Origin of the sequence: Solidesulfovibrio sp., assembly GCF_029978005.1 — a bacterium.
GTDB lineage: Bacteria > Desulfobacterota > Desulfovibrionia > Desulfovibrionales > Desulfovibrionaceae > Solidesulfovibrio.
The window spans coordinates 58,233-74,908 of record NZ_JARKOZ010000046.1; the positions used below are offsets into that span (position 1 = coordinate 58,233).

The following is a 16,676-nucleotide window of genomic DNA, read 5'->3' on the forward strand; positions in this document are numbered from 1 at the left end:
GGGGCGAGGCGGCCGTTGCCGCAGCATGCAAAAAGGGTTTTCCATGCAAAACATCGAGGACTACCGCGACAAGCACCGTGGCCAGGCCGCCTGGGTCGTCGGCAACGGCCCCAGCCTGAACCGGATGGATCTTTCCCTGCTTGCCGGGCGCGTGCATTTCTGCATGAACCGGATCTACCTCGGCGTGGAAAAATTCGGCTTCACTCCTCTCTATTATACGGTCGAGGACGTGTTCGTGGCCGAGGACACGCCCGGGGAAATCGACCGGCTGCCCTACGTCAAGTTCCTGCCCAAGGACCTGAGCTACTGCCTGGCCGACGGCGAAAACGTCTGCTGGGTGGATTTCATCCGCCGCTACACCGGGTTTCCGCTGTTCAGCGACGACGCCAAAAAAGGTATCTATTGGGGCTCGACGGTGACCTACCTGGCCGTCCAACTGGCCTGGTACATGGGCTGCGATCCCATCCTGCTGATCGGCGTGGATTTCGACTACGCCGTCCCCGCCTATGCCGAGGGCCCGGAAATCACGTCGCGGGAAGCGGACGTCAACCATTTCCACCCGGACTACTTCGGCCCCGGCAAGCGTTGGCACCATCCCAGGCTCGACCTCGTCGAGAAGGCCTACGTCAAGGCCAGGGAGCACGTCGAAGCCGCCGGCCGGCGCATCATCAACGCCGGCGTGGGCGGCAAGCTCGAGATATTCGAGCGCATGCCCTATGAGGAGGCGCTGGAGAAATTCCCGCGCTAGAATGGCCGGAGCCGGCCGGCATCGGGCCCGGGCCGCCCGCGGGCGGGAAAGCCATCCTCCGGGGAAGCGCCCGGCGGCGTGTGTCCCAGGCCGGCGCGCGCCGGGGGCACGCCGACGTCCGCAACGGCCGCCATCCGGGCGGGGATTTTCGAAAAGGGGTTAACCTTTTACGATTGCAGCCGATAATGACTCCGCGGGCCGGTTCGGGGTCGGCAACGCTCCTGGCGTGAGCGGCGCGACGAGCACGTTCTCCCCCTGGTCCGCAAGCGCAGGGGCACGCGTTGGCCAGGTTGCCTGGCCCCTTTGGAAAGCCTCCGCGATGTTCGCGTCGATCCGTGGCGGCGTACGGTTCCGCCCGGGCGAGGGGCATCCCGGCAACGGACCGGCCGGGGGCGGCAAGCGCCGCCTTCGTCCTGGGAAGGGCGCGGCGGCCGCGCGCGGCGGAACCCGGAGCGGCGGCAATGCCGCGTTCAGGTCGACGGCGCGTCGCTTCCTGCCCCGGCAAGGGTGGGGCAGGCCTTTCGGGCGGCAGGGCTCTGGAAAATCATCCATTACGAGAAGGACGTCGGAGCATGAACATTCTGGTCACAGGCGGAGCCGGGTACAAGGGGATCATCATCGTCCAAAAGTTGCTCGACAGGGGGCATCACGTCGTCTTGATGGATAATTTCATGTACGGCTATGATCCTGTGCTGCATCTTGTGAACAATGACAACCTCGACATCGTCAAGCATGACATCCGCAACGAGATCGAAGGATTGCACAAGTTCGACGGCGTCATCCACCTGGCCGGCATAAGCGGATATCCGGCCTGCGAAGCCAATCCGCATTCGGCGGACCTGATCAACGTCGAGGCGACGAGAAGGCTGGTCAGGGCTCTCAGCCCGAACCAATGGCTCATCAATGCCTCGACGACCTCCTTTTACGGCAAGTCCGGGACCCGTTGCGACGAGACGACGCCCCTGGACCCCGTGAGCATGTACGGCATCACCAAATACCGGGCCGAGGAGATCGTCAACACGCACCCGCAGTCGGTCAACCTCCGCTTCGCCACGGTGTTCGGCCCGAGCCCCAAGATGCGTATGGACCTGATGGTCAACGACTTCACCTACAAGGCGATGAAGGAAGGCGTGGTCGTCCTCTTCGACAGCTATGCCAAGCGGACCTTCATCCATGTCGACGACGCGGCCGAAAGCTACATGTTCGCTTTGGACAACTGGGACAAGATGGTCGGCGGCACCTTCAACGCGGGCGGCGACAACCTGAACTATTCCAAAAAGGAAATCGCCGAGTTGGTCCTCAAGTATGTCAATTACAACATCATCGACTCGGACATCAAGGATCGCGACGTCCGTCACTTCATCATCTCCTTCGACAAGATCAAAAGCCTCGGCTTCGTTCCGAAGCATACCGTCGAGGACGGCATCAAGCAGTTGATCAAACTCTATTCGTTTTACACCTACTACTCGCATTTCAAGACCATCTAGGCTGGCCGCGTTTCCAACTCCAACCGCGCAATGCACATGGGCGTGTCATGAAAGTTGTTTCCCAAAACGGTGTGAAGCTGGCCATGGTCCTTGGCGGCGAAGACTTCAAGGACGGCCTGTCCTTTTTCACCGACAACGGCGATTTCATCCAGTTGGGGTCCTGGCGCTACGCCGCCGGCACGCGGCTGGCCGCCCACAACCACAACACCGTCCCGCGGCGAAGCGACCGCACCCAGGAGGCCGTGGTGGTGCTGCGCGGCCGCCTCCGGGCCTCGGTGTATTCCGAGGAGGACGTCCTTCTCGACCGGATCGAGGCCGGGCCGGGCGAAGTCATGCTTTTCCTCGCCGGGGGGCACGGGTACGAGATCCTCGAGGACGACACGGTGGTCGTCGAGGTCAAAAACGGTCCCTACCCCGGGCCGGAGGCGGATCGGCGCCGTTTGTCCCAATGACGCCCAGGAGGGAGCCATGGATTTTCTGCATCAGGTGGCGCCGGTCCTGACCGGAACGGAAGCGGCGGCGCTCAAGGAATATCTCGATTCCGGCGGCTGGCTCACGGAATTCCGCCAGACCCAGCTGTTCGAAACCATGCTCGCCGAGTACGTCGGCGTCGGCCATTGCACGGTGGTGACGAGCGGCACGGTGGCGCTCTACTGCGCCTTGCTGGCGGCGGGCGTGGGCCCGGGCGACACGGTGCTCGTGCCCAACTACACCATGATCGCCACGCCCAACGCCGTGGCCTGGACCGGCGCGACGCCGGCGCTGGTGGACGTCGAGCCCGACACCCTGTGCCTGGACCTCGGGGCCGTCGCGCCCGACGTCAAGGCGGCGGCCATGCTCTACGTCCCCATCAACGGCCGCTGCGGCGACATGGACGCCGTGGTCCGCTTCTGCCGGGAGCGGGGCATGGTCCTGATCGAGGACGCCTGCCAGGCCCTGGGCAGCAACTGGCGGGGACGCAGGCTCGGCTCCTTCGGCCAGGCCGGCGCGTACTCGTTCACGCCCCACAAGATCATCACCACCGGCCAGGGCGGGGCCGTGGCGACCGACGACGACGCCTTTGCCGCCAGGCTGGCCAAGGTGAAGGATTTCCACCGCACCGCCCCGGCCACCGACGAGCACGACGGGCTGGGCTTCAACTTCAAGTTCACGGACCTGCAGGCCGTGGTAGGCATCGAGCAGCTCAAGGACATCGCGGCCCGGGTGGAGCGCAAGAAGGCGATCTACGGCTGGTTCAGGGAGATGCTCGACCCGGTGGCGGCCGTCGAAATGCTGCCCACGAACCTGGAGGACACGGCGCCCTGGTTCGTCGACGTGCTGCTGCCCTCCGCCCGGGATCGGGACGCCCTGCGCGGCCACCTCAAGGCCCGGGGCATCGGCAGCCGGCCGTTCTACCCGCCCGTCAACCATCAGCCCATGTACGCCGCCGCCCATGGGGCCGGGTCGCTGCCGGTGTCCGAGGGGCTGGCGGTGCGGGGTTTGTGGCTGCCTTCTTCGCTCGATCTCACCCGGGAGCAGGCGGGCAGGGTGTGCCTGGCCATCGAGGAATTCTTCACCGGAGGCGGCCGGTGAAAAGGTTCGCCCACCTCGGCTGCGGCAAGCGCCGGCTCGAGGGCTACATCCACGTGGACATCGCGGACTGGCCGCACATCGACTACCGCCACGACATCCGCACCCTGCCCATGTTCGAGGACGGCAGCCTGGACGGCATCTACGCCTCCCATGTGCTGGAATACTTCGACCGGGTCGAGGTCGTGGACGTGCTGCGGGAATGGCGGCGCACGCTGCGCCCCGGCGGCCTCCTGCGGCTGGCCGTTCCCGATTTCGCCGCCCTGTGCGGGCTGTACCGGGAGACGGGGCGGCTCGACCTCGTGCTCGGGCCCTTGTACGGCCGCTGGAGTCCGGCCGCCGGGGTGGTCATCCACCACAGGACGACCTATGATTTCGATTCTCTGGCCCAGCTCTTGCAAGAAAGTGGCTTCGAAAAGGTTCGCCGTTGGGACTGGCGCACGGTGTTCACCGGGCCGCACGCGGGGTACGACGACTATTCCCAGGCGTACTACCCGCATATGGACAAGGACAACGGCCGGTTGACGAGCCTCAACGTGGAAGCGGAGAAGGCGGGCGACAGGCCATGAGCATGGCCTCGGCTCCGGCCCCGTTGTCCGGCCCAGGCACAGCGGGGCGCACGGAGACATGTTTCTGACGCGGCCCGGGGGCGGGCCGGGACCGGAAGGCGTCCGCAAGGCGCGCGGCGACTTCGGGCCGCCGCCGGTCCGGACCGGCGGGGCGAGCGGCGCGTTGGGGCGCAGGGCCTTCCCGCGTCTGCCTCGGGCGTGACGCATTGCGGGAGGGCTTCGGATGACGGGCATCGAACACCGGCATGTCAGCCGCGGCGCGAGGGCGATCTGCATGGCAGCGACGGAGGTCGGGGCGGACCGAAGCCCAAGCCCCAAAGAGGACGACGCCTTCGAAACGCTCGTCCTGATTCCCGCCCGCGGCGGCTCCAAGGGGATACGGGACAAGAACATCGCGGACCTCGGCGGCGTTCCCTTGTTGGCGCATACCATCCGCACGGCCCAGGCCGCCCGCAACGTCGACCGCATCGTGGTCTCCACCGAAAGCGAGGGAATCCGGCGCGTGGCCTTGGAGTGGGGCGCGGAGGCGCCTTTTTTGCGTCCCCGCGAGCTGGCCGAGGACCACGCCGACATGGGCGACGCCATCCGGCACGCCAGACTGGAGTTGGCCAAGGACGGCTATTCCCCGGACGCCGTCGTGATCCTGCTGGCCACCAGCCCCTTCCGGTCTCCCGGACTGGTGGAGCTGGCCGTGGACAGCCTGCGGCGGGGCTACAACCATTTCACGACCGTGAAGGAGTGCCCGATGCGGCCATGCGACCTGCTGGAGCGGGACGCCGCCGGCCGGATGCGGATGCTGCACCCCGACGCGGACAGGCGGCTTTTCCTGCGGCCCTATGGTCTCGTGACGGGCCAGCGATTGGGGAAGGCCGGCGGCAAGGGCAATCTCATGCACCGCATCGGCGATCCCGTCGCATGCATCGACATCGACGAGCCGGAGGATCTGGAGCTGGCCCGCAGGGTGCTCGACGCGGGGTTGTTCAGGCCGTGTCGGCCATGAAGGCCCTGCTTTCCCTGTGCCTGGAGCCGGCCGAGCTGGAACTCGTCCTTCGAGCCGAGGGCTTGGACAACGCTTTGGCGGCGCTTCGCGGCCTCGGGGACGTGGACGTGGCGGTCCTGCACCGCGCGGCCGACGCCGAGCTGGTCAGGCGTTTCCCGGGAATCCGGTGGGTCGAGGCCTCGCCCCGGCGGGAGGGCGACGTTTGCGCGGCCGCGGTGGACGCGGCCATGGAACGCGGCCTGGTCGCGGGCGACGCCCCGCTTTTTTTTCTCGATTGCCGCAATCCCCTGCTGGAGGCCGAAGACCTGCGGCAGGCCCTGCGCCTGGCCGGCCCCGGGCTCGATCCCGTGCTGTCCGTGAGCGCCATGCGCGACCATCCATGCCAGTTCCGCACCGCGTACGTCGTGGTGGCCGCCGCCGTGCTCCCGCTGCCCGACCCGGCCTTCGCCGTGGACGCCCTGGCCGGCCGGGAACATGTGGCTTCCCAACCTTTTCCCGTGCTCTGGATGCAGCTGTTCGTCGAAGCTCCCGCCCGTTCGCGTTGCTACCGGGTCCCCCGCGGCCGTGCGAACCTCGTCCCTCTGGACTTCGGGCCTCCGCCCCAGGCCGGGGAATGGCTGCTCCACCATGTGTCCCCGCAATCCGCCCGGCTGGTCCACCTGCCCTGTGCGGACCGCCGCGACGCCCGGGAACTGGCCGTTCCCCCCTTTTACGCCCCCGGCGAGTGGCCTTTCCTCGGATTGGCGCGCCAGGGGAAGGTGACGGTGCATCTGGCCGTGGACGTCGCCGCCGAGGCCGGGGACGAGGTGCAGGTGATCGCCTTGGGCGCGAAACCGCCGGAAGAGGCCGTGGCGGTTCTGCGTCCCGATTGGCGCCGGAGGGAGACGGTGAGGGCGCCGGACGGCCGCCTCTTTTCCGGGGCGTTGGCGACGCTGGACGCCGCCGCCGGCCCCCTGGCCTGCGTCCTGCGGCGCGAAAGCGCCTGCGAGGCCGACGTCTTCGAGATCGTCCGCCACGAGGGCTTCCCCTGGGGCGTGGACGCCGCCACGGGCCTGCCGACGCGCGGGGAAGGGGGGCGGCTGATCACGGGAAGGCAGGATTTTCCGCCGCTTTTCCAGGCGGAGGGCTCCTTGGCCTTCGGCAGGGCCGCGGATCTGCTCCGGCTGCGGGAGCTCGTGGCGGCCGGGGGCGTCGCGGGCCTGGATTTGGGCAAGCGGGCCGTGCGTGTGCGCGGCGAGATGGACCTTCTGCGCGTCGCGGTGCTGCGCGAAGCGCGCGAAAAAGAGAGGAATCCTGATGCACCGGCGGTATAGCGCGGCCGAACTGACACGATTCCGGCCGGGCTGGAACGCCCGGCTGCTGGCCGGGCACGCTCCCGGGCTCGAGCCGGTGGCCGAAAAATACAAGGCCCGCCTGCTTGCGGACATCGAAGCCGGCCGCCTCGTCGTCGAGGAGTCCGGGGCCTGCCTTTGCGGGGGAGGGGATTTCCTGCCGCTCGCCGCCACGGACCGCTTCGGCCTGCCTTTCGGGAGCCTGCTGTGCACGCGCTGCGGCCTGGTGCTGACCTCGCCGCGGCTGGCCGAGGCTTCGCTGCCCCGCTACTACAACGAGATATACCATCCGCTGGTGTTCGGCACGGAACGCATCGCCGAATACGTGAACTTCACCGGCTACGGCCAGGGCCGCCTGGTATGGGAGCGCCTGTCCCCGCACCTGGGCCGCCGCGAGGCGCTACGCGTGCTGGAGATCGGCGCGGGGACCGGCTCGGTGCTGCACGAGATGCGGGAAGCGGCCCTGGCGGACGGCTGCCGCCTCGAACCCTGGGGCTTCGAATATTCCCGGGACTGCCTCGACATCGCCGCGTCCCGCTTCGGCATCACGCTTCTCGAGGGCGGTTGCGCCGAGGCCCTGGCCCTTGGCCGCTCCTTCGACTGCGTCGTGCTGAGCCACGTGCTGGAGCACGTGTCCGACCTGCCGGCGTTCCTGGCGGATGTTCGCGCCCTGATGCGCGACGGGACGCTGCTTTACGTCGAAGTTCCCGGACTCATGGTCCTGCACAAGTCCCCCTGGTACGAATACGACTTTCTCAAGTACGCCATCCACGCCCACACCTTCGCCTTCACCCGCCAGACCCTGGTCGGCGTCTTGCGCCGGTTCGGCCTGGCGGACATCGCCAGCGACGAGCTGGCCTACGGCATTTTCGCCAAGGGGGAGAGGACCCCGGACGAGGACTTCGCCGCCGTCGACCTCGTGGCCTACCTGGCTTTCGTGGAACGCGAACTGGGCTACCTCCAGGGAAAAGAAACGCTCGCCGTCAAGACCCGCGCCGACGACGAACCCACCGACGGCGGCGCCTGATGCATCTTCGCCGACAGATGGAACAGGCCCTGGAAGCGTCCGATCCGGGGCAGGCGGCCGACCGGCTGTGGCGCCAGGGCCATGCCCTGATGAACATGAGCCGCCTTTTCGCCGGCAACGGATACCGGGGGGACTACCAGCAGGTCTTTCACGTGCTTTATTCCCAGCACGTCGAGACGCAACGGCTTCTCGAAGCGGCGGCCTGGGGCGAACGGCTGCGGCGCGCCGACCGGCTCGTGGAGCAAGCGCGCAAGGGGCCGTGGACCGCCGCGACGCCGGCGGCGCTGGCCTCGGTCCTGGCGGAGTGCCCCTGGCATGCCGGGGCGCAGGCGCTCTTGCGCTCGGCCGCCGCGCCGGACGACGACGCGGTCGCGGTCTTGCGCCGCCGCTTCCGGTTTCGCCACGAAGGCCTGCTCCGCCACAAGGCGATCACGCTGCCCATGGCCCTGGCTTGCGATCCCGTCGACGGCAGCCTGCTCGTGGGCGACAGGAACGCCGGCGCGGTGCTGCGCCTGGATGCCGACGGCCGGCGGTGCGGGACGGTCCTCGGCGGCCTGCGCGATCCCCGCTCCCTGGTTTTCGACGCCGACGGCAGCCTGTGGGTCGCCGAAATGCAGGGGGAGCGGCTGTGGCGCGTCGGCCGGGACGGACGCACGCGCCGGTTCTCCCTGCCCGAACTGCTGCCCGAGGGAGCGCCGGCCCTTCCCTTGAGTCTTGCGCCCGTGGCCGGCGGCCTCCTCGTGCTCCTGACGCGGCAGCATTATACGGAGGTGGCCATGGCCCGGCTGGCCGGACCGGACCCCCTGCGGGTCGTCGCCTGGCAACCCGTGGATTGCGGCATGATCTGGAGCATCGGCGCGGGGGGCGGCGGTTTTCTGGGATACTTCCGGCCGGTGGGGCCGGTCCTGCAAAGCCCCGACGGATTCCGCTGGGAGCCTTTTTCGCGGGTCGCACTGCCGGCTCCGTTGCGCACCGGCCGCCAGGCCGAGGACGGGGTCTTCGTTTTGGCCGGCGACAGCGTCGTGCGCCTCGATCTCGCCGGGGAGCTTGTCTGGAGCGCCTCCCTGGCGCATCTTCTCGGCCGGCCCTCGTCCCCCACGGACTGCGCCCTGGGCCGGACGTCCCAGGGCCGCCGCCTGTACATCGTCGACACGGATCTGGCCGCGATCCATGTCCTTGACGTCTAGTGTTGCGTCCCTGAAAAAATACGATAGTATTTTTTCAGATAACTATAGCAACTAAAACATGTTGTCCGACGAATGCGTATGCACGCATTTCGCGGACGCGGCGCGAGACGACTCCTGAAACCGCCGGGAACCCCATGAGAATCATCCACTACCCGTTCATCCGCACCCAGGCCGAATGCGACGATCTCTACCACCGCGCCTGCTGGTACCTGCCGGACATGCGCGAACACACCGTGGTCTTTCCCTTCCACGACGAGGCGTTGCGGCCCGGCGGGCCGCCGCTGGCCTTTGGCGTGGAGGGGCCGCCGCAGTTCACGGCGGAATTTCCCGTGGCCAGGGACAATCCCGACGTCATGCGGCTGCTCAACCGGGCCGATTTCATCCTGCTGTGGCGCGACGACCTCAACCGCATGGAGCGCTACAACCTCCAGGGCCTTTCCAAGCGCCTGCTCAACGTTAGCAAGGCCTCCGAGGAATCCCGCTACGAGGCCTACCACAACGCCATCCTGCGCCACGATCTCATGGCTTCCGAGGCGCGTCAGGCCCTCGTCGCCGAGAACCAGGCGCGGCTGGCGGCCCTGGCCCCGCGGCTGCGGTCGCGAAAGGCCTACGTTTTCGGCACCGGCCCGTCCCTCGGCCTGGCCATGGACATGGATTTCTCCGACGGCGTCTCCATTGTGTGCAACGCCGCCGTGCGCAACGCGCCGTTGCTCGACCGCATCAAGCCCGCCTGCATCGTGGCCGCCGATCCGGCCCTGCATTACGGGGTTTCCCGCTACGCCGCCGCCTTTCGCGAGCACCTGGTCGCAGCCATGCGCCGCCACGGCTCGTACCTGTTCATGCCCATGGGCTATTACCCCTTGTTCGTGCGCCAGTATCCGGACCTCGCCCCCCGGGTCTTCGGCGTACCCGTCGTGCCGGCCCGGCCGGAAAACGTGAGCGTGGACCTGACGCAGCGCTACCAGATCGCCTGCTACGCCAATATTTTGACACTCTTCCTCCTGCCCCTGGGGGCCACCCTGGCCCAGGAGGTCCACGTCCTCGGCTGCGACGGACGCTCGCCCCTGCCCGAGGACGAAGGCGGCAATCCCTCGCCCTTTTGGAAGCACCACGGCGATTCGGAGTTCGAGGAGATCTACGACACCCTCAAGATCTGCCATCCGAGCTTTTTCGACCTCAACTACGAGGACTGGTACGCCGAGCACTGCCAGGGCGTGAGCATCCTGACGCAAAAGGCCGAGGCGGCCGGCCGCGTCGTGCGCGTGGACACCCCCTCCTATATCCCCTGCCTGGCCCGGCGGCTGACGCCCCGCCACCGCGAGGCCTGCCTGGCCGCCCTGGAGAAGGCCCCGGCCCAGGACTCGGCCTACGCCCGGGTCAGGGACACGCGCACCAAAAGCCGCTACACGGTGTCGGTCATCGTCTCCATGTACAAGGCCGAACGCTTCGTGGCCCCCATGCTTCACAACCTGCTGTCCCAGACCCTGTACCGCCGGGGCGAGGTGGAGGTCCTGCTCATCGACAGCGCCTCCCCGGCCAACGACGGCGGCGAGGCCGCGCCCTTCCTGGGCGCCCATGCCCACCTGTTCTACGGCCGCACCAGGGAGCGCGAAACCGTCTACGGGGCCTTTAACCGGGCCATCCGCGAGTCGCGCGGCCGCTACATCATGAACCTCGACACCGACAACCGGCTGCGTCTGGACGCCCTGGAGATCTTCGCCGGGCAACTGGACGGCCGGCCCGACATCGGGCTGGTCTACGGCAACCAGTACATCGGCCAGTTCGAGAACGAGACGTTCTACAACCACGTCAAGTTCGGCCGCTGCCGGCGTCCCCGGTTCTCGCGGGACATGATGCTGCACAAGTATTATTTCGGCTCGGAACTGATGTGGCGCAGGGAGCTGCACGACAAGGTCGGCTACTACGACGAGTCCTACGTGGTGGCCGGCGACTACGAGATGGTGTGCCGCCTGGCGACCGTGACCGACTTCCTCCACGTGGACCGCTACTTCGGCCTGTACCTCAAGAATCTCGGCGGGGTGGAGTACAGCAACCTCGCGTTGTGCGACGCCGAGGACCAGCGCATCCGGGAGGCCTACGCCCAGGCCTTTCCCAAGGCCGTGGACCCGCCCCGGGTGCACGTCCACTACCCCATCGCCCCCAAGGCGCCCAACGACTACATGACCATCGTCTGCCACACCATGAGCTGCGACAAGCCCATCGACCGGTCGGTCATGAAGCTCCACGAAAGCCTGGAATTCCCCTTCATCCTCTACAGCGTCGACCAGAATTCCTCCCAGGCCACCCGGGACAGCATCGCCTACCTGGAGGGCGAGGGGCTGCTCGTCGCCGGAGACGCCCTGCCGCCGACGGTCCGCGCCTTGTTCGAGGGGCGCATCGCCTACCGGCCGGCCGTGCGCTTCCTGCTCCTGGCCCATGGCGAAACCGTGCTGCTGGACAAGGACTTCCTGTCCATGAAGCGGCCCGCCCTCACGAATTATTTCAAAAAGGCCCACCTGGACCTGACTGCACCCTTCCGCACGGCGGAGGGGCTCTTCGATCCGCTGAAGGTCCCGGTCTATTGCGATTACCACGAGTTCGAGCGCCTGGACCTCGGGCCGCACACGGCCGTGGACGCGCGGGGCGTGGCGGACGGCGCCGCGGACGGCGACCTGACGGTGTGCATCCAGCACTACGCGCCGACGGGACAGGAAGGCACGTACCGGGAGGCCCTCAAGCGCGCCGTGGATTCGGTGCGCCGGCAGGACTGGGACGGGACCGTGCGGGTGGTGGTCACGGACGACGGCTCGGCCTGGTCGGCGCAGCTCGCCGGAGACGACCCGGCCCGGCGCATCCGGGCCCACGACCGGGCATCCCTGGCCGGCCGGGAGGCCTTCAGGGACATCGACGCCGACCTTTACCTCTACAAGCCGCGCACCGGCTATTTTTCCAAGGGCGTGCTCTGGAACGCGGCCGTGGCCCTGACCGGCTCGCCGCGTCTGGTCTTCCTCGACGACGACCACCACTTCCTGCGCCCGGATTCGCTTCGCCGCTACGCCGAACTGCTCGACCGCTACGAGCTGGTGGTCGGCGACACCCGGGAATACCGTTTCCGGGACTGCGACGGCGTGCGCCACTCCATGCGCCTGGGCTATGAAAGTCCGGTGGTCCAGGGATCGAACTTCGGCCTGCGGCGCGAACTCCTGCAGGCCGTAGGCGGCTTCGACAAACGCACCTTCCTGTGGGGCACCGGGGACGATCCCGCGCTTTTCTGGAAGCTTTTCCAGCACCTGCGCCCGGCCTCGCCCGAAGCCCCCCTCCGGGCCTGCTACGCCGAGGCCATCGTCACCGAAAATCCCTATTCCGGGCGGTGGCGCGAGGACTGCCGGGTGGAGCTCGAGCTGTTCCTGCGCGATTTCCTGCGGCTTTACGGCGTCCATCCCAACAGCAATCCCAGCCGGGACCGCACGACCTGGATGGAGCGCATTCCCGACCCCCGGGCCGAGGCCCCGGCCGCCGCCCCGGTGCGGGAGGCGGCTTCGGGCGAGGCCGTGCTGACCGTGGTCGTCGCCGCCCAGGGCGCGGCCTTCAGGGACGTCTGGACCACGGTCGCCGCGCTGCTCGAGCAGCGCCTGCCCGAACCGCTCCGCGTCGTGGTCGCGGCCGGCCCGGAGCTCACGCCGGAGGACGAGGCGCTGCTGCCGCGGGCGGCGGAGGTCCGACGCCCGGAGGCAGCCACCCCGGGAGCGGGCGTGCTGCGCTGCCTGCGGGATGTCGCCACGCCGTACGCCGGCTGGATCATGTCCGGCGACCTGCCCGGGGAAAAGCTGCTCAAGGGCGCCCTTACCCGCCTGCGCGAAACCGGGGCCGACCTGGTCTACGGCGCCAGCGCCCGTTTCGGGCGGCGAGGGTTCGGCCTCGACCACGCCGCCGCGCCGTCCCTGGCCGTGGACACGGCCATGGCCATGGCCGGGCTGTGGCAACCCGGGCAGCCGGTGTTCGGCAAGGGCGCGGCCCTGCGGGAGCTGGCCGCCACGGCCACCGAGGACGCGAACTGGGACCTTGAACTGCTGTTTCGCGCCGCCGCCGCCGGCTTGGCCGTTTCGGCCACGGACCGGGTCTTTTCCCTCCACGAGGCCGGGGCGCTCCCCAGGCTTGCGGCCGACCAGGCCGCCCGGCTGGTGGCCGGGCATTTCGGGGACCGCCTGGCCGAGGCCCTGGCCGGGGGCGTCGCCAGCCTGCGCGTCCGGGACGGGGAGGAACGCCGTCTGGAGGAGAGCCGACGTCTCGTGCCCTGGTGCCGGGAGCTTCGCGCCAGGCTGGACTGGATCAGGCGGACCATCGAGGGGGCCGGCCGCGGCGTCGCCGGCAAGGCGGCCATCTTCGGGGCCGACAAGGACGGCGAGCTGCTGCTGACGCTTTTTTGGCCGCGAAGTCTGGAGGCCGTCTGCTTCGTCGACGAGGGCGCTTCCGGTTCCGGCTTCGCGGGATTGCCCGTGCTGTCGCCGGCCGGGCTCGATTCCGCCGGGCTGGCGGCGGTGGCGCCCTCGTCCCCCCGGCACGAGGAACGATTCTTGCTTTTATCGAAGGAACTGGCCTGGCCGCAACGTCGCGTTCCCGCGGCCTGAGCCGCTACCGGAAAGGAAGCCATGTTCGACTACGCGAAGATTTCGACGACACTGGAGCTCAACGGCGGCGATGTGGAGGTGCTCAGCGAGACGGGCAAGTGCGTGCGCGCCTGGGAATGGCCGTGGACGCTGCGCGCCGCCCGGGACTGGCCGCACCGGGGCAGGGGACTCGACGCCGGGTGCGGTACGAGCCGGATGCCCGCCTGGTTGGGCGAACTCGGCTACGAGCCCTACGGCGTGGACAATTTCGATTACGCCGCAGCCGACCCGGAATACGTGGAATACGCCAGGCGGCATTTCGCGGCCAACGCCGCGGCCGCGACCGGCATCACCCTGGTGGAGGCGGGCCTGGACGCCATGCCCTTTCCCGACGACCATTTCGAGGTCATCACCTGCGTCTCGGTCATGGAGCACATTTACGACCGCAAGCAGCCCACCGCCCACCACCGCCACCTCGACGAGATGCGCCGGGTGCTGCGGCCCGGCGGGGCGCTGATCTGCACCTACGACGTCCACGTGACCCCCGGAGTCAACGATTTGGTCATCGGCTTCGACTACCAGACGGACATCGCCTACCTGACGCGCACGGGCATGCGGCCCCTCAAGCCCGGCCCCATCGCCAGCCGGGTGGACATGGCCCTTAACGACGACACGCTCTGTTATCCTCCCTATATCTTCATGAAGCACCATTACAAATCCCGGCCAGCCTTCAGCCGGCAAACGGCGTTCGGGTTCGTGCTGGTCAAGGAATAGCCGGTCGGCAGGCGAGGAGATAGGGTATTCACTTTATGGATGCAAAAGTCACCGTCTTTGATCATGTCGATAAAAGTGGCGGCAGTACGTTCAAAGGCATGCTGCGACAGGAATTCAAAGATAGATATATAGAGATGGGTGAGTATCATTCGTTTTGTAAAGTGCCGACAAGCCTGAGCGGTGAATGGTGCTTCGCAGGGCATTTCGCAGTCGGGGGACTGTATCAACTGGATAGGTTTCCTGATCATCATATATTGACGTTCTTGCGAGATCCTCTGTCCCGGTTTACATCGTTGTATAACTATGTAAGGCGGACGTATTATTCCAAAGCCGACATGGTTTCTTTTCTGCTCACGGAGTATTTCAACAATACATATGTTTATTGGTTTGGCCAGGGCGATCTCGATCGTGCCAAGGCGACGTTGTCGCAGCCGCACATTTCCTTCGGCCTGACCAAATATTTCGACGCATCGATAGGGTATTTCAATCAGCGGATCGGGCGCAATCTCGCGCTTTCATCCAGAAAGAACGTCAATACGCTGCATATGGAGAAATTGCCGGAAGAATTCATTGAGCAATTCGATCGATTCAATCGGGAAGATCAGGAGCTCTATGCCTGGGCAGAGCGGTTTTTCCTGGAACGGACGGCGCACGACGTCCGGCAGGCGTCGGCAGCGCAGCAGCAGGCAGGCGTCGGCAGCGCCTTGCGGGATATCTGCTCCGATGTCTGGGATGCAGACCTGGAGGCGCAGCGGCAAAACGCTGCGGCGAAACGTCAAAGTTCCGGCGACTGGTGGACCATATATCGCTTCGAAGCCCAGACGCTGCGCCGATTGAACAAGATGGACGAAGCGCAGGCCCGGCTCCTGGAAGGAAATCGAAAGTTTCCGGGCTTGCTGTTGTTCGATCTTTTCGAGTTTTATCTCGACCAGGGGCTCGAGGAGCAATCCCAGGATTGTCTCCGGCAGATCGGAAGCAATATTCCGAAGCCGCCGTTTGAAGTCAACCTGGTGCTGCAGCAGCATTATTGCAGATATATAATGTGCGTCTACCAATGGGATAAAAAATTCGGCAATAAAACAAGTGCTCTGGAGAGACTGCGGATTGGCGTGCAGAATCTGAAATGGTTCACGGAATCCCTTTTGAAGACCTACTGCATGGCGCTTATCGAGTGCGCAGACGCCAATGGCGCGATAATGTTCCTTGGTGCTTCCGAGAACAATTATGATGATAAAAAGAAAGCGCTAGTTTATTTACTCAAGGCGGAAGCGTATTTCTCTCTGGACGATCAAGAAAATGTCGTGAAATATGCTCTCAAGGCCGTCGAGGTGGACGGCCTCTCTCCGGATATTGTGATCAAATCTTGCGCCCTTCTCGCCAACTGCGGGCATCGAAAAGAATCCATCTCCCTGCTGGAGTCCGCCGCCCGCCGCCTGCGTCATGCGTGGATCGGCAAACCTGTGGCGGTCGCCCTTGCCCGGTGTCTGCTCGACGACCAGGACGCCGCCCGGGCCGTCGCGGCCCTTCGAGAACTGCCCTTTGACCTCGAAACCGACTACAATCTGCACAACCCCGCGTTGGAGCTTGATATCTGCACGCTTCTGCTCCGCGCGGGGGCGACTGGCGTCGCGCGGGAAAGGCACCTCAAGCGACTGACGCAGGCCGACAAGCTGGAGCAGCTCGATATCGTGCTTTGCAGAAAACTCGATCTCCATCGGCACGCCATCGACCATTTGCGGGCCAGGCTGCCTGGGGAAACCGGCGAGGGGCTCCGCCTCTACGCCAAGGAACTCGCCGTCAGCCTGTTCGAGGATGGCCAGGAAGCCGAAGCGAACAAGATCCTGGCGCAGGTTTTTCCCCCTTCGCGGTTGCCGGACCTGAAACGACTGTTCGCGGGCGCCCAAAGGATCTGCATCATCCGGGCTTGTCCCTGGGTCTTTTGCAACTATGTCTGCGACGCTTTGCCGCCTCTGCTGCGGCAGGCCTTCGGGTTGGTGACGACGCAGCCGGATATCGCGCGAAAACTCGGCTTCGAATCGATTTTCGCCATGCCCGGGGGCACGTTCGACTACGTGCGCGACAAGGGGGCCATCGCTCCCCCTCTCGGGGCCAAGGCCTTCACGGTCTGCCTGCTGCTGGGTTCGACTGCGGACCCTGGGCATTACGCCGCTTTGGCGCGGCTCGCCTGCGAGATCGCCGAGCGGGCGTTCTTCTATTCTTTCGATCAGTTGCTCGGGGCCATGCCGCAAGGGGAGGCCGTCGCCTTGGCGCAGGCGGGGCACGCAGAGGCGTCTGCCGCCTCCGCGGGGCCGCTCGCCGGAAACGGCGCCAAGGCCGGGCACGTCTGATCGCATCGTGAAATCGCTTCGACAAGTTC

Annotated in this window: 12 protein-coding genes; all 12 read left to right on the forward strand. The window is 66.6% G+C overall.

Annotation, left to right across the window (positions count from 1 at the left end; genetic code table 11):
• Nucleotides 1-43: 43 nt before the first annotated feature.
• The 12 genes from Q1K70_RS05050 (at nucleotide 44) to Q1K70_RS05105 (ending at nucleotide 16,647) form a co-directional block, all read left to right on the forward strand.
• On the forward strand, nucleotides 44-748 hold the full coding sequence (locus tag Q1K70_RS05050) for a 6-hydroxymethylpterin diphosphokinase MptE-like protein (RefSeq protein ID WP_300156512.1): 705 nt from the start codon (nucleotides 44-46) through the stop codon (nucleotides 746-748).
• Between the two features lie 572 nt (nucleotides 749-1,320).
• Nucleotides 1,321-2,235, forward strand: coding sequence for an NAD(P)-dependent oxidoreductase (locus Q1K70_RS05055; protein WP_300156514.1), 915 nt, complete (start codon nucleotides 1,321-1,323; stop codon nucleotides 2,233-2,235).
• A gap of 47 nt (nucleotides 2,236-2,282) precedes the next feature.
• The gene (locus Q1K70_RS05060) at nucleotides 2,283-2,687 is read left to right on the forward strand and encodes a hypothetical protein (RefSeq protein WP_300156516.1); all 405 of its coding nucleotides are present in this window, start codon (nucleotides 2,283-2,285) and stop codon (nucleotides 2,685-2,687) included.
• A 16-nt stretch (nucleotides 2,688-2,703) separates the two neighbouring features.
• Entirely contained in the window at nucleotides 2,704-3,807 is a 1,104-nt protein-coding gene (locus Q1K70_RS05065) for a DegT/DnrJ/EryC1/StrS family aminotransferase (protein WP_300156518.1), read from the forward strand.
• Nucleotides 3,804-4,373 carry a methyltransferase domain-containing protein gene (locus tag Q1K70_RS05070; RefSeq protein ID WP_300156520.1) on the forward strand — a complete coding sequence of 190 codons (570 nt, stop codon included), beginning with the start codon at nucleotides 3,804-3,806 and terminating at the stop codon, nucleotides 4,371-4,373. The genes Q1K70_RS05065 and Q1K70_RS05070 overlap by 4 nt, the downstream gene beginning before the upstream one ends.
• A gap of 274 nt (nucleotides 4,374-4,647) precedes the next feature.
• Nucleotides 4,648-5,373, forward strand: coding sequence for an acylneuraminate cytidylyltransferase family protein (locus Q1K70_RS05075; protein WP_300156522.1), 726 nt, complete (start codon nucleotides 4,648-4,650; stop codon nucleotides 5,371-5,373).
• Nucleotides 5,370-6,686 carry a hypothetical protein gene (locus Q1K70_RS05080; protein WP_300156524.1) on the forward strand — a complete coding sequence of 439 codons (1,317 nt, stop codon included), beginning with the start codon at nucleotides 5,370-5,372 and terminating at the stop codon, nucleotides 6,684-6,686. Before Q1K70_RS05075 ends, Q1K70_RS05080 begins: the two co-directional genes overlap by 4 nt.
• Nucleotides 6,670-7,731 carry a class I SAM-dependent methyltransferase gene (locus tag Q1K70_RS05085; protein ID WP_300156526.1) on the forward strand — a complete coding sequence of 354 codons (1,062 nt, stop codon included), beginning with the start codon at nucleotides 6,670-6,672 and terminating at the stop codon, nucleotides 7,729-7,731. The genes Q1K70_RS05080 and Q1K70_RS05085 overlap by 17 nt, the downstream gene beginning before the upstream one ends.
• Nucleotides 7,731-8,918 carry a hypothetical protein gene (locus Q1K70_RS05090; protein WP_300156529.1) on the forward strand — a complete coding sequence of 396 codons (1,188 nt, stop codon included), beginning with the start codon at nucleotides 7,731-7,733 and terminating at the stop codon, nucleotides 8,916-8,918. Before Q1K70_RS05085 ends, Q1K70_RS05090 begins: the two co-directional genes overlap by 1 nt.
• A gap of 134 nt (nucleotides 8,919-9,052) precedes the next feature.
• Nucleotides 9,053-13,546 (forward strand): glycosyltransferase, encoded by a 4,494-nt coding sequence (locus tag Q1K70_RS05095; protein WP_300156531.1) that lies wholly within the window; start codon nucleotides 9,053-9,055, stop codon nucleotides 13,544-13,546.
• A 21-nt stretch (nucleotides 13,547-13,567) separates the two neighbouring features.
• Complete coding sequence (locus tag Q1K70_RS05100; protein ID WP_300156533.1) at nucleotides 13,568-14,299, forward strand: class I SAM-dependent methyltransferase; 732 nt, start codon at nucleotides 13,568-13,570, stop codon at nucleotides 14,297-14,299.
• Nucleotides 14,300-14,334: 35 nt separating this feature from the next.
• Nucleotides 14,335-16,647 carry a hypothetical protein gene (locus Q1K70_RS05105; protein WP_300156535.1) on the forward strand — a complete coding sequence of 771 codons (2,313 nt, stop codon included), beginning with the start codon at nucleotides 14,335-14,337 and terminating at the stop codon, nucleotides 16,645-16,647.
• Nucleotides 16,648-16,676: the final 29 nt, after the last annotated feature.